Here is a 25,826-nt window from a genome sequence, read left to right on the forward strand (position 1 = left end):
GATGGGTGCCGGGGCGCGAAGCGTGCGCTCGCCCCCCTGGGCAGGCCAGTCTTGGTTAACATGCAACATGCGGTAGCATGGCGTGAAGCGAAAGGGCAACCCTTCCTGTCCGAACCGGGCCATGCTGCCCTGCAGGCCAGTCACGAACCGGGAGGCAAACACCCCCAATGATCGCACGTCGCACCCTCATGCTCACCTGCCTCGCGGCACCTGCCCTTGCCCAGGCGCCGGGGCCGGTGCTGGACCGGCCGGTGACGCTGGTGGCGCCCTTCTCGGCCGGCGGCGCCGCCGACATCGCGGCCCGCCTCTTCGCGGCCCATGCGGTGCGCCACCTGGGGCAGCCCGGGCAACCCATCATCGTGGAGAACCGCACCGGCGCCTCGGGCGCCATCGGCACGCAGTATGTCGCCCGCGCCAAGCCCGATGGGCATACGCTGCTGCTGGCCCGCGTCGGCTCCTCGGCCATCCTGCCCGCGACCGATCCGCGCACGCCCTACACGGTGGAGGACTTCACCTGGCTCGCGCTGCTGGATGAAAATCCCTTCGTCATCTGCGTGCGCGCCGATGCGCCCTGGCGGGACCTGCCCGCGCTGATCGCCGCGATCCGCGCCGCCCCCGGCACGCTGAACTTCGCGACCAGCGGGCCAGCCACCATCCTCGACCTCGGCATCCGCCACATGCTGGCCAGCGCCGGCCTGCCCATCGATGCCGCCCAGGCGGTGCCCTTCCGCGGCGGCGGCGAAGCTCTGACGGCGCTCCTGGGCGGCCACGCGCAATTCGTCGGCAACAACCTGGGCGACATGCTGGGCGCCATCCAGCAGGGCCAGGTCCGCGCCCTGGTGGTGAGCGGCGAGGCGCGCCTGCCGAACCTGCCCGGCGTGCCGACCGCGGCCGAAGCGGGGCTGCCGGCGCTGTCGCAGCTCGCCGGCTGGAACGCGCTCGCGGCACCCGCGAGCCTGCCGGATCCCGTGCTGGCATTCTGGAGCCGCGTGGCGCGGGCCACGGCAGGGGATCCCGAATGGCTCGCCGCCACCCGCCGCACCGGCAGCGTGCCCCGATACCTCGACGGGGCAGCCATGCGCGCGATGGTGGAGGCGCAGATCGCGCTGTATCGGAACCTCGCGCGGCGGCTCAATCTCGGCTGAGACGCGCCTGCCGAGGTTGACGGATCGCGGCATGGAAGCGAGGCTCTCGGCGCCGCGCCACAAGGCAGCGGACCACTCATCCGGGAGGATGCGATGATCGCCAGGAAAGGGCACCGAGCCCCATGAAGAATCCCGCCTACATCGTGGGCGCTTTCGAGCACCCGACGCGCAAGGCCGAGACGAAATCCACCGCGCAGCTGCATGCCGAGGTCGCCTACGGCGCGCTGCAGGATGCCGGCCTGACCGCCGCCGACATTGATGGCTATTTCTGCGCGGGCGATGCGCCCGGCATGGGTGGCCTGTCCATGATCGACTACATGGGCCTCACCAAGCTGCGCCATTACGACACGACGGAAAGCGGCGGCTCCTCCTACGTCATTCATGTCGGCCATGCGGTGGAAGCCATCATCGCGGGCAAGTGCAATGTCGCGCTCATCACGCTCGCCGGCCGTCCGCGCGCCGAGGGCATGCAGACCGGCACCGCCGTGCGCTCCGCCGGCGTGGGCGTGCCCGATGAGAGCTTCGAGCTGCCCTATGGCCGCACCATCGCGACGATGCACGCGAACGTCGCCATGCGGCACATGTACGAATTCGGCACGACGAGCGAGCAGCTGGCCTGGGTGAAGGTCGCGGCCTCGCACCACGCGCAGCACAACCCGCATGCCATGCTGCCCAAGGTCGTCACCGTGGAAGATGTGGTGAATTCGCCGATGGTGGCGGACCCGCTGCATCGCCTCGATTGCTGCGTCATCTCGGACGGCGGCGGCGCGCTGATCGTGGCGCGTCCCGAGATCGCGAAGACGCTGAACCGACCCAAGGTCGGCGTGAAGGGCTGGGGCGAGGCCTACAAGCACCAGAATGCGGGCGGCATCGACCTCACCTACTCCGCCACGAAGTTCTCGGGCCCGATGGCCTTCAACAAGGCGGGCGTGAAGCCGGCCGACATCAAATACGCCTCCATCTATGACAGCTTCACCATCAGCGTCGTGGTGCAGATCGAAGACCTCGGCTTCTGCGAGAAGGGCCAGGGCGGCAAGTTCGTCGCCGACGGCAACCTGATCTCCGGCGTCGGCAAGCTGCCCTTCAACACGGATGGCGGCGGCCTCTGCAACAACCACCCGAGCAACCGCGGCGGCATGACCAAGGTGATCGAGGCGGTGCGCCAGGCGCGCGGCGAAGCGCATCCGGCGGTGCAGGTGAAGAACGCTGATCTCGTGCTTGCCAATGGCAAGGGCGGCAACCTCGGTTCGCGGCATGGCTGCGGCACCGTCATCCTGGAGCGGGAGTGACACCCATGGCGACCATGTCCTTTGACCGCACCCCCGCGGCCCCGGCCGAAAGCCCGGACAACAAGGTCTATTTCGACGGCTGCCGCGCGGGCAAGCTGATCCTCGGCAAGTGCCTGGATACCGGCAAGCTCTTCCACTACCCGCGGCACGTCTCGCCCTTCACGCTCTCGAACAATGTCGAGTTCGTGGAAGCCTCGGGCGATGGCGTGATCTACAGCTACAGCGTCGCGCGCGGGAAGGAGCCCTTCTGCGTGGCCTATGTGACGCTGGCCGAAGGCCCCACCATGCTGACCAACATCGTCGAGTGCGACCTCGACGCGCTGAAGGTCGGGCAGAAGGTGAAGGTGAAGTTCCGCGCGACCGAGGGCGATGGCGCCCCGGTGCCGGTGTTCGTTCTCGCGTAAGCGAGCATGAAGGGCGTGTTCGAAGGGCTTTGCCCTTCGCGCATCCCAGCAGGAACCTCAGGTTCCTGCACCTCCGACGAGAAGCATCCCCATGAAAATTCCGGCGCTGCCGTTCACCGTGACCGATTGGGACCACGTCCCGCGCACGGAACACCCGGGCGAGACGGGCATGGGCCATTGGCGCACCCTCAACATCGGGGACATCCGCGTGCGCCTCGTCGAATACTCGCCCGGCTACCTGGCCGACCATTGGTGCGACCGCGGCCACATCATCTACGTCGTGAAGGGCGAGATGGTCTCCGAACTCAAGGACGGCCGCGCCTTCCCGATGAAGGCCGGTATGAGCTACCAGGTCTCCGACTTCGGAGACTTCCCGCACCGCTCGCGCACCGACACCGGCGTGACGCTGTTCATCGTGGACTGACTAACCGAGTTCGAAGCTGGTCAGCCCGAAGATCCGCTCCCGCGCCATCACCGGCGGCTCGCGCGTGTACATCCGCGCCGTCTCGAAGGTCTTCTCGAGGCCCATTCCCTGCGCCAGCGCCACGGCCTCGGCATGCGGCTCGGGCAGGTCGAGGATGAAGGGGCCGGGCGCGCGATGCGGCGCGAGATCGGCGATCAGCGCGCGCGCCACCGCACCATCGAGCGCGAAGAGCGGAGCGAGCTTCGATCCCTCCCGGCAAGGCCGCAGCACGGCATAGCCCGCGATGCCCGAAGGCCCCAGCGCCACGCGCGCGCGATGGCCGGGCGTGGTGAGCCAGGCGCGCAGGAATTCGGCGCGCGGCGTCCCGAAGACCTCCGCATCGAAGGCGGCGAGCGCCGCGAAATCCACCTCCGCCGCATCCACGATCCGCACGCCGCCGCCGGCCAGGATCACAGGTGCCTCGCCCTGGTAGCGCGCATTGTTCCAGGCCAGCGTGAAGCCCACCTTCCGGTAATTCGCCTGCTGAGCGACCACGCCATCCAGGCCGATGCAGCGCCCCGCCAGCCGCATCATCGCCGCCTGCCACAGCGCGAAGCCGATCCCCTGCCCGCGAATGTCGGGCCGGGCGATGTAGAAGCCGATGAAGCCGAAATCGGTTCCTGTCTTCACCGCCGTGATGCAGGCCAGCATCTCGGCGCCCCGCATCGCGCAGAGGAAGCCTTCAGGGTCCGCCGCGCCGAAGGCCGTGGCGTCGTTGAGGCCGGGATTCCAGCCCTCGCGCGCCGCCCATTCGACGGCCTGCGGGACTTCGGCCGGCCGCATGGGCCGGATGTCGAGAGCGTCGCTCAATGCATCACATCCCCGCCATTGGGCGAGAGGCAGGCGCCCGTGTAGAAGCTGCCCCCCGGCCCCGCCAGCAGCACCGCCGTCGCCGCGATCTCCTCTGGCTGGCCCAGGCGTCCCAGCGGCAGGCTGGCCGAGATTCGCGCCTCCCACTCAGGGCCACGCGCGCGCGTCAGGTCGGTCTCCACCGGCCCCGGCGCGATCGCATTCACCAGCACCCCCTTCGGCCCCGCCTCATGCGCCAGCGCACGGGTGAAGCCGATGATGCCGGCCTTCACCGCGCAATAGGTGACGATGCCGGGCGAGCCCTTGAGTGCCAGTTGCGAGGCGATGTTGATGATGCGCCCGCCACCCCGCGCGACCATGCCTGGATAGACGGCCTGGGCCATGAAGAACATGCCTTTCAGGTGCACCGCCACCATGCGGTCGAACTCCGCCTCGGTGATCTCGCCGAAGGGATTGCGGATGTTCATGCCGGCATTGTTCAGCAGGATGTCGCAGGGGCCGAGCGCGGCTTCCGCCGCCGTGGCGAAGGCGTTGATCTGCGCCACATCCCCCATGTCGGCGGCCATCTGGAAGCCGCGTCTTCCGCGCGCCGTCACCGCCTGCACCAGCGTCTTCGCCTCGGCCTCGTCATCCAGGTGGCAGATGGCGACATCCGCGCCCGCCTCGGCATAGGCGATGGCTGAGGCGCGGCCGATGCCGCGGCTGCCGCCGGTGACGATCGCGATCTTGCCTTGCAGCGGGAGGGTCATGCGCCGAGCCTCTTCATCGTGCGGGTGAAATCCGCGCGGATCGCGCCTTCGCGGATGTGGCGGCCGCCTTCCACCACCACGGCGCCGCCCACGGCCACGCTGCGGACCATCCGGTCCGCCGGGCCGAAGCACCAGGCGTCCAGCAACCCGTCGCCGTGGCGGCCCACCAGCGTCGGGTGTTCGTCATCCAGCTCCACCAGATCACAGCGCAGGCCGGGCGCGATGCCGCCCATCGCGACACCGCAGGCCTGGGCGCCGCCGGCGAGCGCGCGCTCCAGCAGGCCGCGCGCGGGATGCGGCCGCGCCTCGTCGGTCGCGACGCTGCGCAGCTCGAGGGCCAGGCGCTGGCTGGTCTCGAGCTGGCGCAATTCGGCCGCCGGGCAGATGCCCACATGGCTGTCCGTGCCGAAGCCAAGCCGCCCCTCGGTGGCGAGGTAGTCGGGCAGCGGGAAGATGCCGTCCCCCAGCGAGGCCTCGGTGCTCGGGCAGAGCCCCGCCACGGCGCCGGTCGCGGCGAGCGCGCGCGTCTCCTCGGCCGTCATATGGGTCGCATGGATCAGCACCCAGCGGCGGTCCAGCGGCGTGTGGCGCAGCAGCCATTCCACGGGGCGCAGGCCGGTGGCGGCGAGGCATTCCTCCACCTCCTTCTCCTGCTCGGCGGCGTGGATGTGGATCGGGCAGTCCAGCTCGGCCATCGCCGCCAGCATGGCGGGGGTCACGGCGCGCAGGCTGTGCGGCGCCACACCCCAGGCGGCGTGGGGCTGCGCGGCGGCGGTGGCCCGCACGCGCTCCAGGATCGCGTGGAAGCCGTCCAGATCGTTCAGGAAGCGGCGCTGCCCGTCATGTGGCGGCGCGCCGAAGATGCCGCCATGGCGGTAGAGGCTGGGCAGCATGGTGATGCCCAGCCCCGTCTTCGCGGCGGCGGCAAAGAGGCGCTGCGCCATCTCCGAGCGATCGGCATAGGGCGAACCATCCGGCGCGTGGTGCAGGTATTGGAATTCGGCGATCTGGGTGAAGCCGCGCTCCAGGCACTCGGCGTAGAGCTGCGCGGCGATGGCCTCGGCATCCTCGGGCGTGATGCTGAGCGCGAAGCGGTACATGGTCTCGCGCCAGGTCCAGAAGCTGTCGCGGCCTGCCGGGCTGCGCCGCTCGGCCCCGCCGGCCATGGCGCGCTGGAAGGCGTGGCTGTGCAGATTGGCGATGCCGGGAATGACGTGGCCGCGCAGCCGGCGCGCTGGGCCGGGGGTGGCGCCGGCTGTGACCTCGGTGATGCGGCCCGCCGCATCGCAGGCGATCCGCACATCGGCGGCCCAGCCGGTCGGCAGCAGCGCATGGGCGGCGAAGAATTCGGCCATCGGAATCCCTTGGAGACGATGCCGTGAAACATCGCGGGGCCGCCCCCTGCGCGCAAGCCTGTGATGGAAGCTTGCCCGGCGCTTCGGTATAGGCTGGCGCGATGACCCGCATCACCTTCGCCGCCGGCCAGGCCCGGCTCTCCGATTGGCGCGCCATCCGCGACGGCGCCGCCCTCGAACTCGCGCCCGGCTGGCGGACGGATGTCGCCGCCGGCCTTGCCACGCTGGAGCGCGCGCTGGCCAGCGGCGCGGCCCTCTATGGCGTGAACACGGGCTTCGGCAAGCTCGCTTCCACGCGCATTGCGGCGGGCGATCTCGCGAAGCTGCAGCTCAACCTGCTGCGGAGCCACGCGGCCGGCACCGGCCCCAACCTGCCGCGCCCGGTGGTCCGGCTGATCCTGGCGCTCAAGGCCGCCTCGCTCGCCCGCGGGGCCTCCGGGGCGCGGCCCGAGATCGTCGAGACGCTGCTGGCCCTGCTGGAGGCCGACATGCTGCCCGACGTACCCGCGCAGGGTTCGGTCGGCGCCTCGGGCGACCTCGCGCCCCTTGCCCATCTCTCGCTGGTGCTGGTGGGCGAGGGTTCGGCCAGCGATGCGCAGCATGTCACGCATGGGGGTGCGACGGCGCTCGCAGCCATTGGCCGCGCGCCGCTGGTGCTGGGGCCGAAGGAGGGGCTGGCGCTGCTGAACGGCACCCAGGTCAGCACCGCCATCGCGCTCGACGCCTACTTCCGCGCCAATGACCTGCTGCGCGCCGGGCTGCTGACGGGCGCCATGAGCGTGGATGCCGCGCGCGGCTCCGACACGCCCTTCGACCCGCGCATCCATGCGCTGCGCGGCCAGCCCGGCCAGGCGCGCGTGGCCGAGGCGCTGCGCCAACTGCTCGCCGGCAGCGCCATCCGCGACAGCCATCGGGACAATGACATCCGCGTGCAGGACCCCTATTGCCTGCGCTGCCAGCCTCAGGTCATCGGCGCCTGCCTCGACCTCATCGAGCAGGCCGGCGTGACCCTCGGACGTGAGGCCAATGCGGTGACCGACAACCCGCTGCTGGTCGAGGGCGGCGAGTTGCTCTCCGGCGGCAATTTCCACGCCGAGCCCGTGGCCTTCGCCGCCGATACGCTGGCCCTCGCGCTGGCCGAGATCGGCGCCATCGCCGAACGGCGGATCGCCCTGCTGACCGACCCGGTGCTCTCGGGGCTGCCCGCCTTCCTGGTGCAGGGCGGCGGGCTCAATTCCGGCTTCATGATCGCGCAGGTGACGGCCGCCGCACTCGCCGCCGAGAACCGCGCCATGGCGACGCCGCGCAGTGTGGACAGCCTGCCCACCTCCGCGAACCAGGAGGACCATGTCTCCATGGCGACCAACGCCGCGCTGCGGCTGACGCCGATGGCGGAGAATGTCGAGGGCATCCTCGCCATCGAATACCTCGCCGCCGCCCAGGGCATCGGCTTCCACCGCCCGCTCACCAGCAGCGCGCCGATCGAGGCCGCCGTCGCCCGGCTGCGCGATGTGGTCGCCCCCTGGGACGAGGACCGGCTGATGGCGCCCGACATCGCCGCCGCCCGCGCGCTGCTGCGTGACGTGCAGGTGCCGCTCGCATGAGCTTCGATCATGTCTGGCTGAACGCGCATCTCGCCACCATGCGCGATGACGCGCTGGGGATCGTCGAGGATGGCGCCATCGCCGCGAAGGAGGGGCGTATCGCCTGGATCGGGCCGCGCGCGGCACTGCCCGCGCATGCGGCGCCGATCACCGATTGCGGCGGCGCCTGGATCACGCCGGGGCTGATCGACTGCCACACCCATCTCGTCTTCGGCGGCAATCGCTCGGCCGAGTTCGAGATGCGCCTCGGCGGCGCCACCTATGAGGAGATCGCCCGGGCCGGCGGTGGCATCCTCTCCACCATGCGGGCCACGCGCGCGGCGAATGAGACGCAACTCGTCCAGGCCGCCCTGCCCCGGCTCGATGCGCTGCTGCGCGAGGGCGTCACCACCGTCGAGATCAAGTCGGGCTATGGGCTGGAGCTGGAGGCGGAACTCCACCAGCTCCGCGCCGCGCGCGCCGTGGGCAGGCAGCGGAACGTGAGCGTCGTGACGTCCCTGCTCGCCGCCCATGCGGTGCCGCCGGAATACAAGGGCCGCCAGGGCGACTACCTGCGCCTTGTGGTGCAGGAGATCCTGCCGCGCGCCGCGGCCGAGGGCCTGGCCGATGCGGTGGACGCCTTCTGCGAGAGCATCGCCTTCACCCCCGCGGAGACGGAGGAACTCTTCACCGCCGCGAAGCGTCTCGGCCTGCCGGTGAAGCTGCATGCCGACCAGCTCACCGATGGTGGCGGCGCCGCACTGGCCGCCGCGCATGGCGCGCTCTCGGCCGATCACCTGGAGCGCAGCAACGCGGCCGGCATCGCCGCCATGGCACAGGCCGGCACCGTCGCCGTCCTGCTGCCGGGCGCCACGCTCACCCTGCGCGAGACGCATTTCCCGGATGTGGCGGCGATGCGCGCGCATGGCTGCCGCATGGCGCTCTCCACCGACATGAACCCCGGCTCCTCGCCCGCCCTCTCGCTGCTGCTGATGCTCAACCTGGGCTGCACACTCTTCCGCATGACGGTGCCCGAGGCGCTGCTGGGCGTCACACGCCATGCCGCCGCCGCCCTTGGCCTCACCGATCGCGGCATCCTGGCGGAAGGCATGCGCTGCGACCTCGCGCTCTACCGCATCCAGCGCCCGGCCGAGCTCTGCTACTGGCTCGGCGGCAATCCCTGTACGGGCCGCGTGGTCGCGGGCGTGCCGGCGTGAGTCCAGCCGCGATCGAGGCGATCATCCATCGCGGCGTGCCGCTGGCCGCCGCCTGGGGCGTGCGCGTCCTCTCGGCCAGCGCGGAGGAGGCGGTGCTGGAGCTGCCCCGCAACCCGGCCCTGCTGCGCCCGGGCGACACCGTATCCGGCCCCGCCATCATGGGCCTGGCCGACATGGCCATGTGGGCCGTCCTGCTGGCCGCCACCGGTGGACGGGATGAGAGCCTTACCGCCAATATGCATGTTAATTTCTTGCATCCCTGCGGGCCGGGCCCCATATCCGCCACTGCGCGGCTGATCAAAGGCCAGGGCCGCAGCATCTTTGGGGAAATCCTGGTCCGCCCCACGGGATCGGAGGATGTGTCCGTGCATGTGACCACGAGCTGGGTGCGCAGCCGCCCGCCCACGGCGCCGCCCTGATGGGCGGCCCGCCGGCGCCCCAGGGCTTCCGCCCCGTGACCCTGCGGACTCATGACCTGCCGGCGGCCGAGCAGGTCGCCGCCTGGCGCGGCTGGTTCGATTCCGTCTTCGACCTGGAGCAGCCCGAGCCGGAGGGCGATGGCTTCCTGGCGGAAAGCCTGGCCTGGCCACTGGCCGGCATGGGCATCAGCCAGGTGACGGCCCCTCGCCTGCGCGTCATGCGCACGCGCCAGCTTGTCCGCCGCAACCCCGTGGACCATTGGTCGCTCACGCTCGGCGGCGCCGAAACGCGGCTCCTGACGCCGCGCGGCCCGGTGCGGATCCCGCCCGGCGTGCCCTTCATCGTGACGCTCGGCCAGGAGCTCGTGAGCGAGCGCGCGGCCGACACGCGGCTGCAACTCTACCTCTCGCGCGACCGGCTGGAGGCGCTGGCCGGCCCGCTGGACGCGGCCTGTGACATGCCGCTGCAGGGGATGCTGGGCCAGCTCCTGGCCGACTACATGCACCTCCTGGCGCAACACATCCCACAGCTCGAGCCCGAGGAGGCGGCGCGCCTGCCGGATGCCATCGCCGCCATGGTGGCCGCCTGCATGCAACCCAACCCCGACCGGCTGGCCCAGGCCGAAGGGCAGATCGAGGCCACCCGCCTCGCCCGCGTGCGCCGCGCCATCCGTGGCCATCTCGGGTCGGCCCGGCTGTCGCCCCAGCTGCTCTGTCGCCTCGCCGGCACGTCGCGCTCGCAGCTCTATCGCCTGCTGGAGAACGAAGGGGGTGTGGCGCGCTACATCCAGAAGCTCCGGCTGGAAGCCAGCCACGCGGCGCTGAGCGACGGACGGGACGGCCGCAGCATCGCGCAGGTGGCCGAGGCCTGCGGCTTCCATGATCCCTCCGCCTTCAGCCGCGCCTTCCGCCGCGAATTCGGCGCGACGCCAAGCGAGGTCCGCGCGGCCGCCATGGCCGGCCGGGCGCTCCGCCCCCTCGCGCTCGGCGGGCCGTCGCCGGCCCTGCGGGACTGGCTGCGCGCCTTCTGATCAGCCCACGCGTCGGCCGGTAAACAGCACCGCGACCAGCATGGCACTCACCGAAAGCGTGGCGCCCAAGGCCTTCACCGGCCCGATCGTCTCGCCCAGCAGCAGCGCCGAGGTGATCAGCCCCATCACCGGCACCACGACGGAGAGCGTGCTGGCGCGCGTGGCACCCAGCATCTCCACGCTGCGCGCGAAGAGCAGCATGGAGACGACGCCCAGCAGCACACCCTGCGCCACCAGCATCCAGAGGATGAGCGGCGTCGGCAGCGCGAAGAAGGCCTCCGCACGGAACCAGAGGAAGGGCGGCAGCACGAAGGGCACCGAGACGAGGGTGACGGCGGCCGTCGCCGGAATGGCGGGCACCTGCCAGCGCCGCAGCAGGATGGTGAACATGGCCCAGGTGGCGCCGGCGCCCACCAGCATCAAATCCCCGCGCCAGGCGCCCGGATGCATACCCAAGCCATCCCAGGCGATGATGAGCACGCCGGCCAGCATGACGGCGAGTGCGGCAAGGCGTCCGGGCGTAGGCCGCTCCTTCAGCAGCCACCAGGCGAAGAGCGCGCCCGCCACGGGGTTGGTCATGGGCGCGATGGTGGAGCCATGCGTCGCCGGCGCGTAGTTCAGCGCGCCGACGAAGAGGATCAGGTTGCACATGCCGCCGAAGAGAAAGAGCGCGAAGATCCGGCGCCAGCCGAGATTCCGCATCGCCGCCCGCTCCCGCCAGATCAGCGGCAGCAGCAGGATCGAGGCGGGGATGTAGCGGCAGAAGAGCAGGTCAAGCACATGCAGCCCCTGCCCGCTCAGCGCGAGCCGGGCGACGGCGGCATGCCCACCCCAGATGGTGGAGGCCAGCAGCCCGATGAGCAGGCCGGCCAGGATCTTGGGGCTGATGTTCACGCCCCAACTAGCGATGCACGCGAGGGTTGCGTCAACCCGCGCCGCTGCATGGCGGTCAGGCGAGGATGCGGTTCACCCCATCGGCGAATTGCGCATAGGGCACGCCATAGACATGGATGGAGACGGCCGTCTCCGCGCAGCAATTGGCGATGCGGTGGATCAGCTCGGGGCAGCCGGGGCCGTGGCTGGTGTCGCCCTCGGCGCGCAGATGGGCGGCCTTGGGGCGGGGAATGGCGCCGGGGGCGAAGAAATGCTCGGTCAGCGTACCGCGATGGACGCCGAGCGCGCACCAGGTGTGATGCGAATGCACGGGCGACATCTGGCCCGGGCGCCAGACCAGGGCGACGACCGCATAGCCCTCGCCCTCGTCCAGCAGGTGGCGCACGTAGCGGTCGGGGTTGGAGGGACAGTCCTTGCCGTCCAGCAGGCAGGCATCGCCGAGATAGGGGGCGATGGCGGCGGCGACGGCGGCGGGGCGTTCCTCCAGCGGGCGGCGGGCGGCGACGCGGATCTCCGAGAGCAGGTTATCGAGCCCGGCCTTTTCCATGGCGGAGCGGGCGGCGATCATGTTCATACGGCGGTCCTCGCATCGGGCGCGGTCAGCGCGGCCAGCACCATCTGGCGGCTGGCGGAAACCTGTTCATGCATGATCCGGGCGGCCTCCTCGGCACGGCCCAGCGCCAGCGCCTCGACGAGGGCGTGGTGCTCATGCGCCATCTCGCCCGTACGGTCGCGCGGGCGCAGGCCGAGGACCAGCATGCGCGTGCTCTCATCCAGCAGGCGGTCGAGCTGCCGGGCCAGGCGCGCATTGCCGGAGAGCTCGGCGATGGCGACGTGGAACTGCTTGTTGGCGTCGAGGAAGCACATGGCACTCTCGGTGTCGGCGCAGTCATAGCCCTCGGCGCAGATGGCATCGAGGCGGCGGAGCATCACGGCATCCACCCGGCCCGCGGCGCGGCGCGCGGCCTCGGGCTCCAGCATCAGGCGCAGGTCGAAGACCTCATGGATGTCGCGGATGGTGACGAGGCTGACCATCCAGCCCCGGCGCGGGACGGCCTGGACCAGGCCTTCCTCGGCGAGGCGGGCGAGGGCCGCGCGGACCGGCGCCTTGCCGAGCTCAAGATGGGCGGCGACGGCCGCCTCGGAGACGGTCTCGCCGGGGGCGAGGCGCGTGGTCAGGATGTCGCGCCGCAGTGCCGCCACCGCCCGCTCGGTGAGCGAGGGCGGGACTTCCATCGAGGTCACCAGCGGGCTTACCAGCGACATGGAGCTGCTTCGTTCACTGACATGTCAGTGAGACTACACAGCGACATCCATGTCACGCAAGCGGCGAATTCGCGCCCGGGGCCTGGGCCCCGGGCGCCGTGCCTCAATCCACCGAGGCGCCGGAGCGGCGGACGATCTCCGCCCAGCTCGCGATGTCCCGCCGCTGGATCGCGGCGAATTCGGCGGGCGTGAAGACGGGCGGCAGCGCGATGCCCTGCGTCGTCACCAGCCAGTTGCTGAATTCCGGGTCGTGCAGGACGCTGGTGATCGCGGCCGACATGCGCTCCACGATGGGCGCGGGCAGGTTCGCGGGGCCGAAGATGCCGTACCAGGTGGTGCTGACGAAGCCCGGCAGGTTGCAGGCCTCCGCCACCGTCGGCACGTCGGGCAGCACGGAGAGGCGCTGCGCCGTCGTCACCGCCAGCGCCCGCGTCTGCCCCTGGCGGATGGGCCCCAGTGCCGGACCCACCTGGTTGAAGAAGAAATCCACATCGCCCGCGAGCAGCGCGGTCTGAGCGCCGGGCTGGCCGCGATAGGGCACATGCGTCAGCTCGAGATTCGCGGCGACCGCGAATTGCGCGCCGGCGAGATGCGTGGATGCCCCGTTGCCGGTGGAGGCGTAGTTCAGCCGCCCCGGATTGGCGCGGGCGGCGGCCAGCAGCGTGGCGCAATCCGTGTATTGCGGGCGGCGCTCGATGCTCACCGTGAGCGCGTTCGGCACGTCGCCCATATGGGCGATGGGCGTGAAGTCACGCACCACGTCGAAGGGCAGCGTGCGGTAGAGACTCGCATTGATCGCATGCGTGCCGGCCGTGCCGAAATAGAAGGTGTATCCATCAGGCCGCGACTTCGCGACGAAGTCGGAGCCGATATTGCCGCCCGCGCCCGTGCGATGATCCACGATGATGGTGGCCCCGCCCAGCGCGCGGCCCAGCGGCTCGGCCATGCGGCGCATGTAGATGTCGATGCCCGAGCCATTGGGGAAGCCGCTCAGGATCGTGATGGGACGGTTGGGCCAGGCGTCCTGGGCAAGCGCCACAGCGGGTGCGGCAAGCGGCAGGGCGAGCAGGGAGCGGCGGCGCATCGGGGTTCTCCTTCAGACGATTGGCCGTTTATGTAGGGGCGCAACAGGCGGAGGGGAATGATGGCGGGCCAGATCGCGAAGGGCGGCAAGTCCATCTATGGCGCGCCGCTTGGCATCCTCATGCTGGAAGCCCGTTTTCCGCGCATCCTGGGCGACATGGGCAATGGGCTGACCTGGAACTTCCCCGTGCTGTTCCGCGTGGTGCGCGGCGCCTCGCCCACGCGCGTCGTGGAACAGGGCGCGCCGGGCCTGCTCGATGCCTTCATCGAGGCGGCGCGGGATCTGGTGGACCTCGGCGCGGAGGGCATCACCACCAATTGCGGCTTCCTCTCGCTCTTCCAGCGGGAACTGGCGGCGGCGGTGCGCGTGCCGGTCGCCACCTCCTCGCTCATGCAGGTGCCCTGGGTGCAGGCCACGCTGCCACCGGGCCAGCGCGTCGGCGTCATCACGGTGAACAAGGCGGGCGTGACACCGCGCCATCTGGAAGCGGCGGGCGTGCCGCTCGACGTGCCGATGGAGGGCACCGAGGGGGGGCGCGAATTCTTCCGCGTGCTGATCCGCGCGGAGAAGACCGACATGGACCTGGACCTCGCCCGGCAGGACATCCTGGACGCGGCCGCGCGCCTCACCGCGCGCCATCCGGATGTCGGCGCCATCGTGCTGGAATGCACCAACATGCCGCCCTATGCGGCGGATGTGGCGGAAGCGACCGGCCTGCCGGTGCATGACATCTATTCGATGATCAACTGGTTCCATGCCGGGCTCCGGCCGCGGCGGTTCTGAACCGCCGCATCTTGCCGCGCGCCCGCGCGCGTGATGCATTCGCGCCACGAATCACCCGAGGAACGCCCCATGGCCCGCACGCATCGCATCGCCGTCATCCCCGGCGACGGCATTGGCAAGGAAACCACGCCCGAGGGGCTGCGCGTGCTGGATGCCGCCGCGCGGCGCTTCGGCTTCGACCTCAAGCTCACCCATTACGACTGGTCCTGCGAGACCTATGTGAAGACCGGCCGCATGATGCCGGAAGACGGCCTGGACCAGCTGAAGGACAGTGACAGCGTCTTCCTCGGCGCCGTCGGCTGGCCCGGCGTGCCGGACCATGTCTCGCTCTGGGGCCTGCTGATCCCGATCCGCCGCGGCTTCGACCAGTATGTCTCGCTGCGGCCCTGCAAGCTGCTGCCGGGCGTGGCCACGCCGCTCGCCAACCGCACGCCGGCCGAGATCGACTTCTATGTGGTGCGCGAGAACACGGAGGGCGAGTATTCCTCCGTCGGCGGCCGCATGTTCCCGGGCACGGATCGCGAATTCGTCAGCCAGCAATCCATCCTGACGCGCACGGGCACGGACCGCATCATCAAATACGCCTTCGAGCTGGCGATGAAGCGCCCGCGCAAGAAGGTGACGAGCGCCACCAAGTCCAATGGCATCACCTTCACCATGCCCTATTGGGATGAGCGCTTCGAGGCGATGGCGAAGAACTACCCCGAGGTGAAGACCGACCAGTTCCACATCGACATCCTCTGCGCCCATTTCGTGCAGCACCCGGACTGGTTCGACGTGGTGGTGGGCTCCAACCTGTTCGGCGACATCCTCTCCGACCTCGGGCCCGCCGTCGCCGGCTCCATCGGTGTCGCGGCGAGTGCCAACATCAACCCGGAAAAGGCCTTCCCCTCGATGTTCGAGCCGGTGCATGGCTCGGCCCCCGACATCGCGGGCCGCTTCATCGCGAACCCGATCGGGCAGATCTGGTCGGGTGCGATGATGCTCGACCACCTGGGCGAGCATGAGGCGGCGACGGCGATCACGACGGCGATCGAGAAGCTGCTGGCCGAAGGCGGGCCACGCACGCGAGACCTGGGCGGCCAGGCCGGCACGGAGGATGTGGGCAAGGCCATCGCCGAGGCCGTGGCGAGGGCCTGAGCGCCTCACACGCGCAGCCAGGTCTCCGAGAAGGCCAGCATGGCGGTGGAGATGTGCTGCCCCACGATCTCGCGCGGGATGGGCGCCCCGGGCCGGGGCACACCGTTCACCGTGACGGTCGCGGTCTCGCATCCCACGAAGAGACTTGGCATGTGGTGCGAGCCCGTGGCGGATTGCGCGGGGGCGAGAGCGAAGCAGAAGGGCTTGCCGAGGCCCTTCCATTCCAGCGCCACGGTCATGCCCGCGCCCGTCACCGTCTCGCTGTAGTGCGTGATGGCGTCACCGCCCGCGGCGACACTCTCGATCGGGCGATAGGCGAGGTTCTTCAGCCCCGCCAGCCCGCGCCAGGCGCCGAAATGCGAGACGTAGTCGGACACGAGCCAGCGGGCGAGCGGCTCATTGTCCGTCAGGCAGACATTGCCCGCGCCCTCGCTCCCCGGATTCTGCAGCAGCACCAGCGCATGGCCGCGCCCATGCGGCGAGAGCACGACGCGGAAGAAGGAGGCGAGCGTGGTGAAGGGGCCGGAGGCGTCCTCCTTCAGCGAGATGCCGGGATTCTCGCCCGACCATTCGACCTGGCCGGGGAAGAGGATGGATTGGCTCATCGGCGTGCGTTCCCTCTGCTTGTGCGCGCGCAGCTTGAACCGCGCGCGCGGCCTTCGGCAATGGCGGGATTTCACGAAGCGGTGCAGCATGGTGCGACGCAAGCTGGAAGACCCGCATGACCAACCGCACCCGCATCCTGCTCTGGACCGACACGCCCGGCCCCTATGTCGAGGCGATCAATGCCGCGGGCCTCGATGCGCGCGTCGCGGTCGAAGCCCTTCCCCGCGCGCAGCAGCCCTCCGAGGCGCAGATGGCGGAGACGGAGGTGATCCTGGGCTGGGGTGCGCCGGCCGGCCTGCTGCCCCGCATGCCGCGCCTGCGCTGGGCGCAGTCGCTGACCGCGGGCGTCGAAGGCTGGCTCGCCCTGCCCGACCTGCCCGAGGCGCTGCTGCTCACCTGCGCGCGCGGCACGCATACGGATTCCATGCCCGAAAACATCCTGGGCGGGCTGTTCCACATCACCAAGGGCTATGCCGCCATCGCCGAGGCGCAGAAGGAGAGCATGTGGAAGCGCCGCATCGCCACGCCGCTGAACGGCAAGGTGCTGGGCATCCTGGGCCTCGGCGCCATCGGGGCGGAGGTCGCGCGGCTGGCTTCCGCGCTGCGGATGGAGGTGATCGGCACGCGGCGCAATCCGGCCCCCATGGCGCATGTGAGCGAGGTGCTGCCGCCCGAGCGCACGGATGAAGTGCTGGCCCGCGCGGATTTCGTCCTGCTGCTGCTGCCCTCCACCGCCGAGACGGACAACTTCATGAACGCCGCGCGCCTGGCGAAGATGAAACCCAGTGCCTGGCTGCTGAATTTCGGCCGCGGCAGCGCGATCGTGGATGCGGACCTCATCGCCGCCGTCACGGAAAAGCGCATCGCCGGCGCCATCCTCGACGTGTTCCGCGTGGAGCCGCTGCCGGCCAGCGACCCCTTCTGGACCACGCCGGGCATCATGGTGCTGCCGCATATCGGCGGCATGCATCCCGAGCGGGACCGCGTGGTGGCGGCGCTCTTCACCGACAATCTGCGCCGCTTCCTCGACGGCGCGGCCCTGCGCGAACTGGTGGATCGCCGCATCGGCTATTGAGCGCTTGTATGCACGGGCGGCTTTCCTCCACCCTTGCCTGACAAGCCGGACATCAACCGGCCATCCAGGAGGAGACACCATGCAACGTCGCGCCCTCACCCTCGGGCTGCTCGCGGCCCCTGCCCTCGCCAGCGCGCAGGAGGCCTGGCCGAGCCGGCCCATCCGCCTCGTCGTCGGCTGGCCGCCGGGCGGCTCGGTGGACATCGTGGCGCGGCTGCTGCAGCCGCGGCTGCAGGCGCTGCTCGGCCAGACTGTCGTCGTCGAGAACCGCGCGGGCGCCACCGGCACGGTGGGTGCCGCCGAGGTGGCGCGCGCGGGCGGCGATGGCCACACCTGGCTCATCGCGCAGGACAGCCAGGTCATCACGCCCGCCATCATGAACCTGCCCTATGATGTGCGCCGCGACTTCGCGCCCATCATGCTGATCGGCCGCGGGCCGCTGGTGGTGACGGCGCATCCCTCCACGCCCTGGCCGAGCTTCCAGGCGCTGATGGCCGCGGCGCGCACGCAGCCGCCAGGCCGCATCACCTATGCCACCGCCGGCGTGGGGACGATGATGCATGTGGCGATGGTGCAGCTCTGCAACCTCGCGGGTGTGGAACTCACCCATGTGCCCTATCGCGGCGGCGCGCCCGCGCTGGCCGATGCGCTGGCCGGGCAGGTGCCGCTCTTCGTCACCAACGCGCCCGTCGGCGGGCCACATGTGCGGAGCGGCGCGCTGCGCGGCCTGGGCGTCACGACCGCGGCCTCCTGGCGTGACCTGCCGGGTGTGCCGAGCTTCCAGGAGCAGGGCGTGGCCGGCTTCGAGGCACCGACCTGGTGGGCCGTCTTCGCGCCCTCCGGCGTGCCGGCCGGCATCCGCGATCGGATGGCCGGGCTGCTCGCGCAGATCCTGGCGGAGCCCGAGACCCGCGCCCGCGTCGAGCAGCAGGGCATGGATGTGCTGGCCGTCTCGGGCGAGGGCTTCGCCAATTTCGCCGCGGCCGAGACCGAGCGCTGGGCGCGCGTGGTGCGCGCCAACAACATCCGCCTGGACGGGTGAGGGAGCGGAGCCTCCTTCGCCTGGCACCTCTCGCGCTGGGCACGCTGGTCGTGCCCTTCGACAGCGCGCTGAACGTGGCCTTCCCGGCGGTGACCGTGGCCTTCGCCCTGCCGCTGCCGGCGATCCAGTGGCTCATCATCGCCTATGTGCTGACCTATGGCAGCCTGATGCTGGCGGTAGGCCGCATCGGCGACATCTGGGGCCATGCGCGGGTGTTCCGCTGGGGCCTCATCACCAGTGCCGTGGCGCTGCTGCTGTGTTCCCTGGCGCCGAGCTACCCGCTGCTGCTGGCGGCCCGCGTGCTGCAGGGGATCAGCGCGGCGCTGGTCATCGGCTGTGGCGCCGCACTCGCCACCAGCCTCTACCCGGAGGCGATGCGCGCGCGCGCACTCGGCGCCTATGCGGCGAGCTTCGCGGCGAGCGCCGCGCTCGGCCCGCTGCTGGGCGGCGTGCTGGTGGAACTCTGGGACTGGCCCGCGGTGTTCTGGATCCGCGTGCCAGTGGCGCTCCTCTCGCTCTGGCTGATGCGGCACCACGTGACACCACCGCGCGACGGCCCGCGCGAGAGCTTCGACGGCCCGGGCGCGGTGCTGCTGGCACTCGGCATGGCGAGCCTGCTGCTGGCGATCAACCGCGCCTCGCTCCCGCTGTTCCTGCTGGCCGGGCTGGCGCTGGGCGGCTTCATCTGGCGCAGCCTCTCGGTCACGCGGCCGATCCTGGACCTGCGGCTCTTCCGCCGGCCTGGCTTCGCGCGGCTGAACCTGGCGAGCCTGCTGATCAACCTGGCCGGCTTCGCCGTGATGCTGCTGGCACCCTTCTACCTGGCGCGCATCGCCGCCCTGCCGCCAGCCTGGCTGGGCCTCGTGCTGGCGGGCGGGCATGGGGGGGCCATGCTGGGCTCGGCGCTCGGCGGGCGGCTCGGCGGCGGGGCGCGCGTGGCCTGGGTCGGCGCGCTGCTGGCGGGGATGGGCCTGCTCTCCGTCGCCTTCTGGAGCAGCGGGACGCCCCCTGCCCTGCTGCTGGCCTGCCTGCTGCTCCAGGGTTTCGGGATCGGTCTCTTCACCCTCGCCTATACCGACATGGTGACCGCCACCATGCGGCGCGAGGATCGCGGCGTGGCGGGCAGCCTGACCCTCCTGATGCGGACGCTGGGCGTGGTGCTCGCCGCCTCGCTCCTCACCCTGGTCTTCGGCGCGGGCGAGTCGCGGGCGCTGGCGGCCGGCGCCGCGCCGGAGGGCGCCTTTCTGGCGGGCTTCGCCTGGGGCTTCGGGCTGGCCGGGATACTGCCCTTGCTGGCCCTTCTGCTGATCCCGCGAAAAACCGCCTGACTGTCCCATGCGTCACTTGAACGGCTGTTCAGATGTGGCTATGTTTTCGCTCGTTGCGAGTGACTCGCAACTGGAGAGCACCATGGGTCGCGATTTCAGCCATATCGCCCGCCGCTGCGAGCGCGCCGTCGTCACCGCCTATCGCGAGCTGCGCGATGTGGGCACCACGGACATGGCCGCCTTCCAGGCCTGCACGACGCTCTATCGCGTGCACCACCCCGAGGCCTCGATCGCCGAGGCGCGGCGGCTGGTCGCCGAATGGGTGGACCATCACGTGACGCGGCAGAGCCTGGCCCCGGCCCCCGGTTGCGAGTGCGGGGACGACTGAGCCACCCTGGCGACGGGGCTACTCGATGAGAGGCGGCTGCTTCGCCCAGTCATAGCCCCGCGCCGCGCGCGCCCGGCCATATTCGAAAAGCGGGCCCATATAGGCCGGGTTGAAAGGCGTGGTGTAGGTCACGTCGAAATCGGCGCCGATGAAGGCGAGGTTGTATTCCACGTCGTCGCGCTGGGCGTTCAGCCAGATGCGCATCACGTCGTTCAGGCCGCTGGCGGCGATCATCGTCTCGACCGCGCGGCCGGCGATGCTCATGGTCCGGCGGTCGGTCGCGGCCCAGTTGGGGTCGAGACGGGCGTTGCGGATCACCCAGGCCCGGATCGGCTGCACCGGCAGGCGGCGCGCGATGCGCGCGCGCCGCGCCTGCGTCACCGCCACCGGATAGAGGAAGGCCTGGGCGAAGGCGCCGCCATCCACGTGCAGTTCCTGGTGGCGCGCGCCATCCAGCGTCACATCGAACAGCACGGGCGCGAAGGCGCCGGGAATGGAGGCCGAGGCCAGCATGATGCGGTGGATCAGCGCGGGGGCGCCCGGATGGCCGCTCGCCGCGATGGCGCCGACATTCCAGATCACCGGCAGTTGCGCATCGAGATCCGTGGTGCCGATCAGCAGCAGCCGGCCCTGGCGGTACCCCTCGCCGATGCGCGCGATCATCGTCGCGTCCAGCTCGCGCGCGATGGTGCGGAAGAGCGGCGTGGTGTCGGCCAGCCCGTCCGAGAGGACGCCCGTGATCAGGCTGCGCTGGATCAGGATGTCGGAGAGCGTGCTCTGCGTGTAGACCCGGCGCAGCGCCGGATCGTAGTCGGGGCCGACGAAGGCGAAGGGCGCGATCAGCCCGCCCGTGCTGACGCCGGTGACGAGCGCGAATTCCGGCCGCGTGCCCGATTGCGTCCAGCCGGTGAGCAGCCCCGCGCCGAAGGCCCCGTCATCGCCGCCGCCCGAGATGGCGAGCAGGTCGAGTGCCGGCATCATCCCGCCCATCGGGACGCCGAGGAAGGCGTGCCGCCGCTCCAGCGCCGCCATGAATTCGGCGACCAGTGGCCGCGTGCCCAGCGCCGGGAAGAAGCGCTCATTGGGGATGCCGAGCACGGTGGCGCGCCCGGTCTGGCCGCGCGGTACGGCGGGGCCGCGCTCCAGCGCCGCACAGGCGGAGAGGCTGGAGGCGCCCAGCAGGAGGGCGGCGCGGCGCGAGAACGGCATGGTCATGTCCTGGGCATTCGATTTCTTGATTGCGCCTGCCCAGCGCGCCGCCGTCAAGCCAGAGCCGCGCTCAGGTGGTCCCGAAGCCCGAACCGGCAACGCGATAGGCCTCACGCGGGGGGGCGAAGATATCGAGCACCTGGCAGCCCTCGGGGCCGGCGCGCATGGTGTGCGGAACCCCGCCCGGCGTGCGCCAGAAATCGCCCTTCTTCACCGGGATCTCCTCGCCGCCCTGGATGCGGATGGCGGTGCCCTCGAGGCAGACGCCCCATTGCTCCTCGGGGTGGGAATGCATCGTGCCCTCGCCATTGGGGGCGATGGTGACGACGGAGAGCATGGCGTGCTCGCCGGGGAAGATGCGCGTGGTCACACCCGGCGCCAGTTCGCGCGCGATGCCCTGCGTGACGTCGGCGAGGTTGTGGAAATGCTGAGCCTGGCTCATCGGACGTTCCTTGGTTGACTTGCGGCGCAACGGTTAGCCAGCGGTCGCGCGCTCGGCAAGCGCCCAGCCGATGGCGGCACGCGCCAGGGCCGCCACCGTATCCACCACCGGAAATTCCAGCGCTGGGCCGGCGGCCACCCCCAGCGGGATCTCCGTGCAGCCGAGCACGACGGCGGCCGCCCCTTCGGCGTGCAGGTGACGCGCGACCTCGGCCAGCGGCGCATAGGCCTCGGCCACGCGATTGGCCTTCACGAGGCCCACGGCCGGCATGACATGGCTTTCCATCAGCGCGTCGGAGGGCGTGATGCATTCGATGCCGAGCCGCTCCTGATAGAGGCGCATGGCGAGTGTCGCCGTCGTCCCCATCAGCCCGATGCGGCCCGAGGTCACGCCCTGGCGGCGGAGATCGGCCGCGGCGGCATCCACGATGTGCAGGATGGGCAGCGCGGTCGCGGCCTGCATCTGGTCGAACCAGCCATGGGCGGTGTTGCAGGGGATGGCGATGGCGCCGCACCCGGCCGCCTCCAGCCCGCGAATCCCGCGCATCAGCCAGGGCAGCGGGTCCTCGCCGCCATGCTTGCGGGCGGCGGTGCGGTCGGGCACGCGTGGGTCGGACCAGAGGATGGTCGGGATGTGGTCCTGGTCGCGCTCGGCGGGCGTTTCTAGCGTCAGCGCCTTCATGAACTCGGCCGAGGCAAGCGGCCCCATCCCCCCCAGCACACCCAGCATCCGCATGATCACCTTCCCCACTCCGTGGCGCAGGGCTTTGTCCGCCCGCGCGGCGCATCTGTCGAGGGTGCTTGTGGCGCGGGCGGACCCGCGCGAAGCTCGGCGCAAAGGGAGAATGCGCGATGAACCAGCCCTATGACCGGCATGCCGAATCGCTGGGCCATGTGGTCGAGCTGCAGCATGTGAACATCCGCGTGCCGGACCAGATCGCGGCCACGAATTTCTATATCAGCGGCCTCGGCCTCACGCGCGATCCGTATCTGATGACCGGCACCGACAACATGTGGGCCAATGTCGGCATCAGCCAGTTCCACCTGCCCGCGGGCGCGCCCCAGGTGCTGCGCGGCACCACGGCGCTGGTCCTGCCCGACCGCGCGGCGCTGCTGCGGCGGCTCTCGGCGCAGCGCAAGAACCTCGCCGGCACGCGCTTCGACTTCCGCGAGACCGAGGATGCGGTGGAGACCACCTGCCCCTGGGGCAACCGCATCCGCGTGCATGCGCCCGATGCGGCGCGCTTCGGGCGCATCACCCTCGGCATGCCCTATGTGGAGTTCGACGTGGCGCCGGGCACCACGCCCGGCATCGCGCGCTTCTACCGCGAGGTGCTGCAGGCGCCTGCGAGCGCCGAGGGCGGCGTGGCGCGCGCGCTGGTGGCGAACGGGCAATACCTGGTCTTCCGCGAGACCGACGCGCCGCAGCCCGATTACGACGGCCACCACATCCAGATCACGCTGGCGGATTTCGGCGGGCCGCATGCGCGCCTCAAGGCGGCGGGGCTGATCAGCGAGGAAAGCAACCCCTGGCAGTACCGCTTCCTCGACATCGTGGAGCCGGAGACGGGCAACGCGCTGTTCCGTGTGGAGCATGAGGTGCGGAGCATGACCCATCCGCTCTACGCGCGGCCGCTCGTGAACCGCAACGCGGCCATCAACAACCGCAACTACATGCCGGGCCACGAGGCGTGGCCGCATGCCATGCCGCCCGAGGCGCCGTGAACGCCGCGCGTCAGGCCGGATCGGAGCGCGGGCCGCGGCGCGGCCCCTCGGGCAGCTCCATGTAGTTGGCGGCGGAGGCGGCGCGGGCGAGCAGCGCGCGCAGCGCCGGGTTCTTCGCGCCATCCTCGGCCGTCAGCGCATCCATCGGGCAGAAGAACTCGTGCGCATGGGCGGTCTGCGTCGCCATGAAGCCGCGGAAGTGGCTGGGCTTCAGCGCGAAGAGCACGCGCGCATCGCGCACCGGGAGGACGAGGTCCGTCCGGGGCTCGGTCTTCAGCATGCGGATCAGGCGCCAGCGCGGGATGTTGTTGCCGGGCATGCCGGGCTGGAGCAGCCACTCGACCGGGCAGACGGCGAGGAGCGAGCCGGTGCTGGGCGCGAAGCGCGAGCGCTTGTCGAGCAGGTTCTGGTAGGTGCCGCAGGCCTCGATGCAGAGGATGTCCACATAGGGCTCGGCCGCCTTGGTGCTGAAATGGAGGTAGAGCCCGTCGGGCAGCGTCTTCAGCCGGTCGGCGCCGGGGAATTTCAGGTAGGGCTGGGTGATCTTGCGCTCAAGGTCGGGCCGCGCGCGCAGCCAGGTTCCCGGCTGCTTGAAGGAAGGCTCGAGTCCCGGCGGGCGCTGGGGCCAATGGCCGAGGCTTTGTCGCACCTGGTGGTCCAGCCTCTCTTCCTGAACGCGTCGCGTCGCCGCAACCATGACAGCCCCCCCTGGGAAAAAACACAACCTATGAGAGAAGATTGCTTTATCCACAGAGGTTCGCAAGGAAAATTAGGCTTTTTCTCCGCTTTTTTTAATTTTTTCGCATTCCTCATCATGAGATAAAGTGTGGCTTCAGCGAAAAAATCGAATTTTCATACCTTTGGCGGCAGTTTTTGACGTTATTTTTTGGCTACGGAACAGGCAAATCCTTACGTCAGATTGATTCAGTTACGTTAGGAATTCCCTCCCGTTCTGCTCGGATATGGCACCTTGGCCGACCCTGCCATCACCGCCGCCGAATTCACATCCTGGCCAGGCACGCCGCCCGTCCGCCGCCCCGTTCGCGCAGCCGCGCCACGTTGACCCGTCCTCAATTCCTGCGCATCAAGGCGCACGCGCTGGAGAGGTCTTCCGGCATGCCGTAGGGGGAAGCTGATGGGCGAGCCACCTTTTCGCGGATACCACGACATTGGCGGCCTGCCGGGCGGGCCCATCCAGCAGGACGAGCACCCCTTCGCCGAGTGGCAGAAGCTCTCCGAGGCCATGCGCGGCGCGCTGGAGCAGAAGGACCGCTGCGTCTCCCTCGACGAGATGCGCCGCGCTTTCGAGAGCTTCGGCGAACCGCTCTACGAGACGCTGGGCTTTTACGAACGCCGTGCCGAGGCGCTGACCCTGCTGCTGGACGAAAAGGGCCTGGTGGACCGCGCCGAGGTGCTGGCCCGCATGGATGCGCTGGCCGCCGGCCGCGGGCAGCGCGTGGACCATGCGGCGAAGACCGTTGCCCCCCTCGGCACGGAGGCCGGGTGATGCCCCGCTTCCAGCCCGGCGACACGGTGCGCGTGGTGGATCTGCACAAGCCCGGCCATGTCCGCATCCCCTTCTTCGTCCGCCAGAAGACGGGCGTGGTGGAGCGGCATTGCGGCGCCTATCCGAACCCCGAGGAACTCGGCCATGGCCGCCCCGGCCTGCCGCCGATTGATCTCTACCGCGTGCATTTCCGCCAGGCGCATCTCTGGCCCGACTATGTGGGGCCGGCGCATGACACGCTGGAGATCGAAGTCTACGACCATTGGCTGGTGCCCGCCTGATGCCCATCCCCTCCACCGTGCCGCCCACCCGCTTCTCGGCCGATGCGATCGACCCGAACCGCCCCGTGGTCGAGGGCCATCACGGTGCCGACTACTACGCGCTGATGACCGAGGCGCTGCACAAGATCCTGCTCGAGAAGCAGTTGCTGGCGGCGGCCGACACGGACCGCGTGATCGCGGCCCTCGAGGCGCCCAACGTCACCTGGGGGGCGCGCATCGTGGCGCAGGCCTGGCGCGACGAAGCCTATGCGCGGCGGCTGGTGGAGGATGGCTCCAAGGCGGCCGCCGAGCTGGGCTTCAGGATCAAGGAAGCCAAGCTCATCGTCGTGCGGAACACGCCTGCGCTGCACAACGTCATCGTCTGCACGCTGTGCTCCTGCTACCCGCGCTCACTGCTCGGCCAGCCGCCCTGGTGGTACATCTCGAAGAATTACCGCGCGCGCACGGTGCGCGAGCCGCGCCAGGTGCTTGCCGAATTCGGGCTGGAACTGCCGGCGGAGGTCGAGGTGCGCGTGCATGATTCCAATGCGGACATGCGCTACCTCGTGCTGCCCATGCCGCCGCCGGGTGCCGCAGAGCGGCCGGTGGAGGAGCTGGTTCCGATGGTCACGCGGCACATGCTGGTGGGGACGGCGGTGGTGGCCGCGTAGGC

Annotated in this window: 30 protein-coding genes; 18 read left to right on the forward strand and 12 right to left on the reverse strand. The window is 70.4% G+C overall.

The features are described from left to right. Positions 1-167: 167 nt before the first annotated feature. The 4 genes from ACQ860_RS03695 (at position 168) to ACQ860_RS03710 (ending at position 3,262) form a co-directional block, all read left to right on the forward strand. On the forward strand, positions 168-1,145 hold the full coding sequence (locus ACQ860_RS03695; RefSeq protein ID WP_431302060.1) for a tripartite tricarboxylate transporter substrate binding protein: 978 nt from the start codon (positions 168-170) through the stop codon (positions 1,143-1,145). Positions 1,146-1,267: 122 nt separating this feature from the next. After that, positions 1,268-2,434 (forward strand): thiolase domain-containing protein, encoded by a 1,167-nt coding sequence (locus ACQ860_RS03700; RefSeq protein WP_431302061.1) that lies wholly within the window; start codon positions 1,268-1,270, stop codon positions 2,432-2,434. Between the two features lie 5 nt (positions 2,435-2,439). Then, positions 2,440-2,838 (forward strand): Zn-ribbon domain-containing OB-fold protein, encoded by a 399-nt coding sequence (locus ACQ860_RS03705; RefSeq protein WP_318651520.1) that lies wholly within the window; start codon positions 2,440-2,442, stop codon positions 2,836-2,838. Positions 2,839-2,929: 91 nt separating this feature from the next. Continuing rightward, on the forward strand, positions 2,930-3,262 hold the full coding sequence (locus ACQ860_RS03710; protein ID WP_431302062.1) for a DHCW motif cupin fold protein: 333 nt from the start codon (positions 2,930-2,932) through the stop codon (positions 3,260-3,262). Here ACQ860_RS03710 and ACQ860_RS03715 read toward each other — a convergent pair whose 3' ends face one another. Genes ACQ860_RS03715 through ACQ860_RS03725 form a run of 3 tightly spaced genes read right to left on the reverse strand, consistent with a single transcriptional unit; the run spans position 3,263 to position 6,215 of the window. Beyond that, complete coding sequence (locus tag ACQ860_RS03715) at positions 3,263-4,111, reverse strand: GNAT family N-acetyltransferase (protein WP_431302063.1); 849 nt, start codon at positions 4,109-4,111, stop codon at positions 3,263-3,265. Then, positions 4,108-4,860 (reverse strand): SDR family NAD(P)-dependent oxidoreductase, encoded by a 753-nt coding sequence (locus tag ACQ860_RS03720; RefSeq protein ID WP_431302064.1) that lies wholly within the window; start codon positions 4,858-4,860, stop codon positions 4,108-4,110. Before ACQ860_RS03720 ends, ACQ860_RS03715 begins: the two co-directional genes overlap by 4 nt. Then, positions 4,857-6,215, reverse strand: a complete 1,359-nt coding sequence (locus ACQ860_RS03725; protein ID WP_431302065.1) for a formimidoylglutamate deiminase — start codon at positions 6,213-6,215, stop codon at positions 4,857-4,859. The genes ACQ860_RS03720 and ACQ860_RS03725 overlap by 4 nt, the downstream gene beginning before the upstream one ends. 101 nt (positions 6,216-6,316) lie before the next feature. On the opposite strand from ACQ860_RS03725, the gene hutH reads away from it, so the two are divergent. The 4 genes from hutH to ACQ860_RS03745 are packed head-to-tail and all read left to right on the forward strand — an operon-like array spanning position 6,317 to position 10,465. Beyond that, on the forward strand, positions 6,317-7,819 hold the full coding sequence (hutH, locus tag ACQ860_RS03730; RefSeq protein WP_431302066.1) for a histidine ammonia-lyase: 1,503 nt from the start codon (positions 6,317-6,319) through the stop codon (positions 7,817-7,819). Beyond that, positions 7,816-9,015 (forward strand): imidazolonepropionase, encoded by a 1,200-nt coding sequence (hutI, locus tag ACQ860_RS03735; protein WP_431302067.1) that lies wholly within the window; start codon positions 7,816-7,818, stop codon positions 9,013-9,015. Before hutH ends, hutI begins: the two co-directional genes overlap by 4 nt. After that, entirely contained in the window at positions 9,012-9,434 is a 423-nt protein-coding gene (locus ACQ860_RS03740) for a PaaI family thioesterase (RefSeq protein WP_431302068.1), read from the forward strand. Before hutI ends, ACQ860_RS03740 begins: the two co-directional genes overlap by 4 nt. Beyond that, a complete protein-coding gene (locus ACQ860_RS03745; protein WP_431302069.1) occupies positions 9,434-10,465 on the forward strand; it encodes a helix-turn-helix domain-containing protein in 1,032 nt (343 codons plus the stop codon). The genes ACQ860_RS03740 and ACQ860_RS03745 overlap by 1 nt, the downstream gene beginning before the upstream one ends. On the opposite strand, the gene ACQ860_RS03750 is transcribed toward ACQ860_RS03745, so the two are convergent. The 4 genes from ACQ860_RS03750 to ACQ860_RS03765 all read right to left on the reverse strand — a co-directional run bounded on the left by ACQ860_RS03750 (position 10,466) and on the right by ACQ860_RS03765 (position 13,709). Further along, entirely contained in the window at positions 10,466-11,359 is an 894-nt protein-coding gene (locus ACQ860_RS03750; protein ID WP_431302070.1) for a DMT family transporter, read from the reverse strand. It abuts the gene before it with no gap. A 55-nt stretch (positions 11,360-11,414) separates the two neighbouring features. Beyond that, a complete protein-coding gene (locus tag ACQ860_RS03755; protein ID WP_431302071.1) occupies positions 11,415-11,933 on the reverse strand; it encodes a cysteine dioxygenase in 519 nt (172 codons plus the stop codon). Beyond that, positions 11,930-12,625 carry a GntR family transcriptional regulator gene (locus ACQ860_RS03760; RefSeq protein ID WP_431302072.1) on the reverse strand — a complete coding sequence of 232 codons (696 nt, stop codon included), beginning with the start codon at positions 12,623-12,625 and terminating at the stop codon, positions 11,930-11,932. The genes ACQ860_RS03755 and ACQ860_RS03760 overlap by 4 nt, the downstream gene beginning before the upstream one ends. 103 nt (positions 12,626-12,728) lie before the next feature. Next, positions 12,729-13,709, reverse strand: coding sequence for a Bug family tripartite tricarboxylate transporter substrate binding protein (locus ACQ860_RS03765; protein ID WP_431302073.1), 981 nt, complete (start codon positions 13,707-13,709; stop codon positions 12,729-12,731). A gap of 60 nt (positions 13,710-13,769) precedes the next feature. On the opposite strand from ACQ860_RS03765, the gene ACQ860_RS03770 reads away from it, so the two are divergent. Both ACQ860_RS03770 and ACQ860_RS03775 read left to right on the forward strand, forming a co-directional pair. Next, a complete protein-coding gene (locus ACQ860_RS03770) occupies positions 13,770-14,492 on the forward strand; it encodes an aspartate/glutamate racemase family protein (RefSeq protein ID WP_431302074.1) in 723 nt (240 codons plus the stop codon). Positions 14,493-14,561: 69 nt separating this feature from the next. Next, positions 14,562-15,632 (forward strand): tartrate dehydrogenase, encoded by a 1,071-nt coding sequence (locus ACQ860_RS03775; protein WP_431302075.1) that lies wholly within the window; start codon positions 14,562-14,564, stop codon positions 15,630-15,632. Positions 15,633-15,637: 5 nt separating this feature from the next. Here the strand turns inward: ACQ860_RS03775 and ACQ860_RS03780 are convergent, their stop codons facing one another. Next, a complete protein-coding gene (locus ACQ860_RS03780) occupies positions 15,638-16,237 on the reverse strand; it encodes a hypothetical protein (protein ID WP_431302076.1) in 600 nt (199 codons plus the stop codon). 116 nt (positions 16,238-16,353) lie between these two features. On the opposite strand from ACQ860_RS03780, the gene ACQ860_RS03785 reads away from it, so the two are divergent. The 4 genes from ACQ860_RS03785 (at position 16,354) to ACQ860_RS03800 (ending at position 20,011) form a co-directional block, all read left to right on the forward strand. After that, positions 16,354-17,313: a D-2-hydroxyacid dehydrogenase gene (locus tag ACQ860_RS03785; RefSeq protein ID WP_431302077.1), complete on the forward strand. Its 960-nt coding sequence runs from the start codon at positions 16,354-16,356 to the stop codon at positions 17,311-17,313. Between the two features lie 79 nt (positions 17,314-17,392). Continuing rightward, on the forward strand, positions 17,393-18,355 hold the full coding sequence (locus ACQ860_RS03790; RefSeq protein ID WP_431302078.1) for a tripartite tricarboxylate transporter substrate binding protein: 963 nt from the start codon (positions 17,393-17,395) through the stop codon (positions 18,353-18,355). Continuing rightward, a complete protein-coding gene (locus ACQ860_RS03795; RefSeq protein ID WP_431302079.1) occupies positions 18,352-19,683 on the forward strand; it encodes an MFS transporter in 1,332 nt (443 codons plus the stop codon). The genes ACQ860_RS03790 and ACQ860_RS03795 overlap by 4 nt, the downstream gene beginning before the upstream one ends. An 82-nt stretch (positions 19,684-19,765) precedes the next feature. After that, positions 19,766-20,011: a hypothetical protein gene (locus ACQ860_RS03800; RefSeq protein ID WP_431302080.1), complete on the forward strand. Its 246-nt coding sequence runs from the start codon at positions 19,766-19,768 to the stop codon at positions 20,009-20,011. Positions 20,012-20,029: 18 nt separating this feature from the next. Here ACQ860_RS03800 and ACQ860_RS03805 read toward each other — a convergent pair whose 3' ends face one another. The 3 genes from ACQ860_RS03805 to ACQ860_RS03815 form a co-directional block, all read right to left on the reverse strand. Then, complete coding sequence (locus ACQ860_RS03805; protein WP_431302081.1) at positions 20,030-21,226, reverse strand: patatin-like phospholipase family protein; 1,197 nt, start codon at positions 21,224-21,226, stop codon at positions 20,030-20,032. 64 nt (positions 21,227-21,290) lie between these two features. Further along, positions 21,291-21,662, reverse strand: coding sequence for a cupin domain-containing protein (locus ACQ860_RS03810; RefSeq protein ID WP_431302082.1), 372 nt, complete (start codon positions 21,660-21,662; stop codon positions 21,291-21,293). A 33-nt stretch (positions 21,663-21,695) separates the two neighbouring features. Next, positions 21,696-22,397 carry an aspartate/glutamate racemase family protein gene (locus ACQ860_RS03815; protein WP_431302083.1) on the reverse strand — a complete coding sequence of 234 codons (702 nt, stop codon included), beginning with the start codon at positions 22,395-22,397 and terminating at the stop codon, positions 21,696-21,698. A gap of 116 nt (positions 22,398-22,513) precedes the next feature. Between ACQ860_RS03815 and ACQ860_RS03820 the strand changes: the two genes are divergently transcribed. Continuing rightward, entirely contained in the window at positions 22,514-23,386 is an 873-nt protein-coding gene (locus ACQ860_RS03820; protein ID WP_431302084.1) for a hypothetical protein, read from the forward strand. Between the two features lie 10 nt (positions 23,387-23,396). Here the strand turns inward: ACQ860_RS03820 and ACQ860_RS03825 are convergent, their stop codons facing one another. Further along, entirely contained in the window at positions 23,397-24,035 is a 639-nt protein-coding gene (locus ACQ860_RS03825) for a hypothetical protein (RefSeq protein WP_431302085.1), read from the reverse strand. Positions 24,036-24,521: 486 nt separating this feature from the next. Between ACQ860_RS03825 and ACQ860_RS03830 the strand changes: the two genes are divergently transcribed. The 3 genes from ACQ860_RS03830 to ACQ860_RS03840 are packed head-to-tail and all read left to right on the forward strand — an operon-like array spanning position 24,522 to position 25,824. Continuing rightward, positions 24,522-24,893, forward strand: coding sequence for a hypothetical protein (locus ACQ860_RS03830; RefSeq protein WP_431302086.1), 372 nt, complete (start codon positions 24,522-24,524; stop codon positions 24,891-24,893). Further along, entirely contained in the window at positions 24,893-25,174 is a 282-nt protein-coding gene (locus tag ACQ860_RS03835) for an SH3-like domain-containing protein (RefSeq protein WP_431302087.1), read from the forward strand. The genes ACQ860_RS03830 and ACQ860_RS03835 overlap by 1 nt, the downstream gene beginning before the upstream one ends. Further along, entirely contained in the window at positions 25,174-25,824 is a 651-nt protein-coding gene (locus ACQ860_RS03840; RefSeq protein WP_431302088.1) for a nitrile hydratase subunit alpha, read from the forward strand. Before ACQ860_RS03835 ends, ACQ860_RS03840 begins: the two co-directional genes overlap by 1 nt. Positions 25,825-25,826 lie beyond the last annotated feature (2 nt).

The sequence above is a fragment of the Sediminicoccus sp. BL-A-41-H5 genome, assembly GCF_050632405.1.
Taxonomy (GTDB): domain Bacteria; phylum Pseudomonadota; class Alphaproteobacteria; order Acetobacterales; family Acetobacteraceae; genus Roseococcus.

Excerpts from the sequence above, each read along its gene's own strand:
- ACQ860_RS03710 (WP_431302062.1), top strand. The coding sequence starts at position 2,930 with ATGAAAATTCCGGCGCTGCCGTTCACCGTGACCGATTGGGACCACGTC.
- ACQ860_RS03725 (WP_431302065.1), bottom strand. The coding sequence starts at position 6,215 with ATGGCCGAATTCTTCGCCGCCCATGCGCTGCTGCCGACCGGCTGGGCC.
- ACQ860_RS03705 (WP_318651520.1), top strand. The coding sequence starts at position 2,440 with ATGGCGACCATGTCCTTTGACCGCACCCCCGCGGCCCCGGCCGAAAGC.
- ACQ860_RS03775 (WP_431302075.1), top strand. The coding sequence starts at position 14,562 with ATGGCCCGCACGCATCGCATCGCCGTCATCCCCGGCGACGGCATTGGC.
- hutI (WP_431302067.1), top strand. The coding sequence starts at position 7,816 with ATGAGCTTCGATCATGTCTGGCTGAACGCGCATCTCGCCACCATGCGC.
- ACQ860_RS03745 (WP_431302069.1), top strand. The coding sequence starts at position 9,434 with ATGGGCGGCCCGCCGGCGCCCCAGGGCTTCCGCCCCGTGACCCTGCGG.
- ACQ860_RS03820 (WP_431302084.1), top strand. The coding sequence starts at position 22,514 with ATGAACCAGCCCTATGACCGGCATGCCGAATCGCTGGGCCATGTGGTC.
- ACQ860_RS03815 (WP_431302083.1), bottom strand. The coding sequence starts at position 22,397 with ATGCGGATGCTGGGTGTGCTGGGGGGGATGGGGCCGCTTGCCTCGGCC.
- ACQ860_RS03755 (WP_431302071.1), bottom strand. The coding sequence starts at position 11,933 with ATGAACATGATCGCCGCCCGCTCCGCCATGGAAAAGGCCGGGCTCGAT.
- ACQ860_RS03765 (WP_431302073.1), bottom strand. The coding sequence starts at position 13,709 with ATGCGCCGCCGCTCCCTGCTCGCCCTGCCGCTTGCCGCACCCGCTGTG.
- ACQ860_RS03790 (WP_431302078.1), top strand. The coding sequence starts at position 17,393 with ATGCAACGTCGCGCCCTCACCCTCGGGCTGCTCGCGGCCCCTGCCCTC.
- ACQ860_RS03830 (WP_431302086.1), top strand. The coding sequence starts at position 24,522 with ATGGGCGAGCCACCTTTTCGCGGATACCACGACATTGGCGGCCTGCCG.
- ACQ860_RS03770 (WP_431302074.1), top strand. The coding sequence starts at position 13,770 with ATGGCGGGCCAGATCGCGAAGGGCGGCAAGTCCATCTATGGCGCGCCG.
- ACQ860_RS03780 (WP_431302076.1), bottom strand. The coding sequence starts at position 16,237 with ATGAGCCAATCCATCCTCTTCCCCGGCCAGGTCGAATGGTCGGGCGAG.
- ACQ860_RS03840 (WP_431302088.1), top strand. The coding sequence starts at position 25,174 with ATGCCCATCCCCTCCACCGTGCCGCCCACCCGCTTCTCGGCCGATGCG.
- ACQ860_RS03700 (WP_431302061.1), top strand. The coding sequence starts at position 1,268 with ATGAAGAATCCCGCCTACATCGTGGGCGCTTTCGAGCACCCGACGCGC.
- ACQ860_RS03785 (WP_431302077.1), top strand. The coding sequence starts at position 16,354 with ATGACCAACCGCACCCGCATCCTGCTCTGGACCGACACGCCCGGCCCC.
- ACQ860_RS03695 (WP_431302060.1), top strand. The coding sequence starts at position 168 with ATGATCGCACGTCGCACCCTCATGCTCACCTGCCTCGCGGCACCTGCC.
- hutH (WP_431302066.1), top strand. The coding sequence starts at position 6,317 with ATGACCCGCATCACCTTCGCCGCCGGCCAGGCCCGGCTCTCCGATTGG.
- ACQ860_RS03760 (WP_431302072.1), bottom strand. The coding sequence starts at position 12,625 with ATGTCGCTGGTAAGCCCGCTGGTGACCTCGATGGAAGTCCCGCCCTCG.
- ACQ860_RS03805 (WP_431302081.1), bottom strand. The coding sequence starts at position 21,226 with ATGACCATGCCGTTCTCGCGCCGCGCCGCCCTCCTGCTGGGCGCCTCC.
- ACQ860_RS03800 (WP_431302080.1), top strand. The coding sequence starts at position 19,766 with ATGGGTCGCGATTTCAGCCATATCGCCCGCCGCTGCGAGCGCGCCGTC.
- ACQ860_RS03810 (WP_431302082.1), bottom strand. The coding sequence starts at position 21,662 with ATGAGCCAGGCTCAGCATTTCCACAACCTCGCCGACGTCACGCAGGGC.
- ACQ860_RS03720 (WP_431302064.1), bottom strand. The coding sequence starts at position 4,860 with ATGACCCTCCCGCTGCAAGGCAAGATCGCGATCGTCACCGGCGGCAGC.
- ACQ860_RS03835 (WP_431302087.1), top strand. The coding sequence starts at position 24,893 with ATGCCCCGCTTCCAGCCCGGCGACACGGTGCGCGTGGTGGATCTGCAC.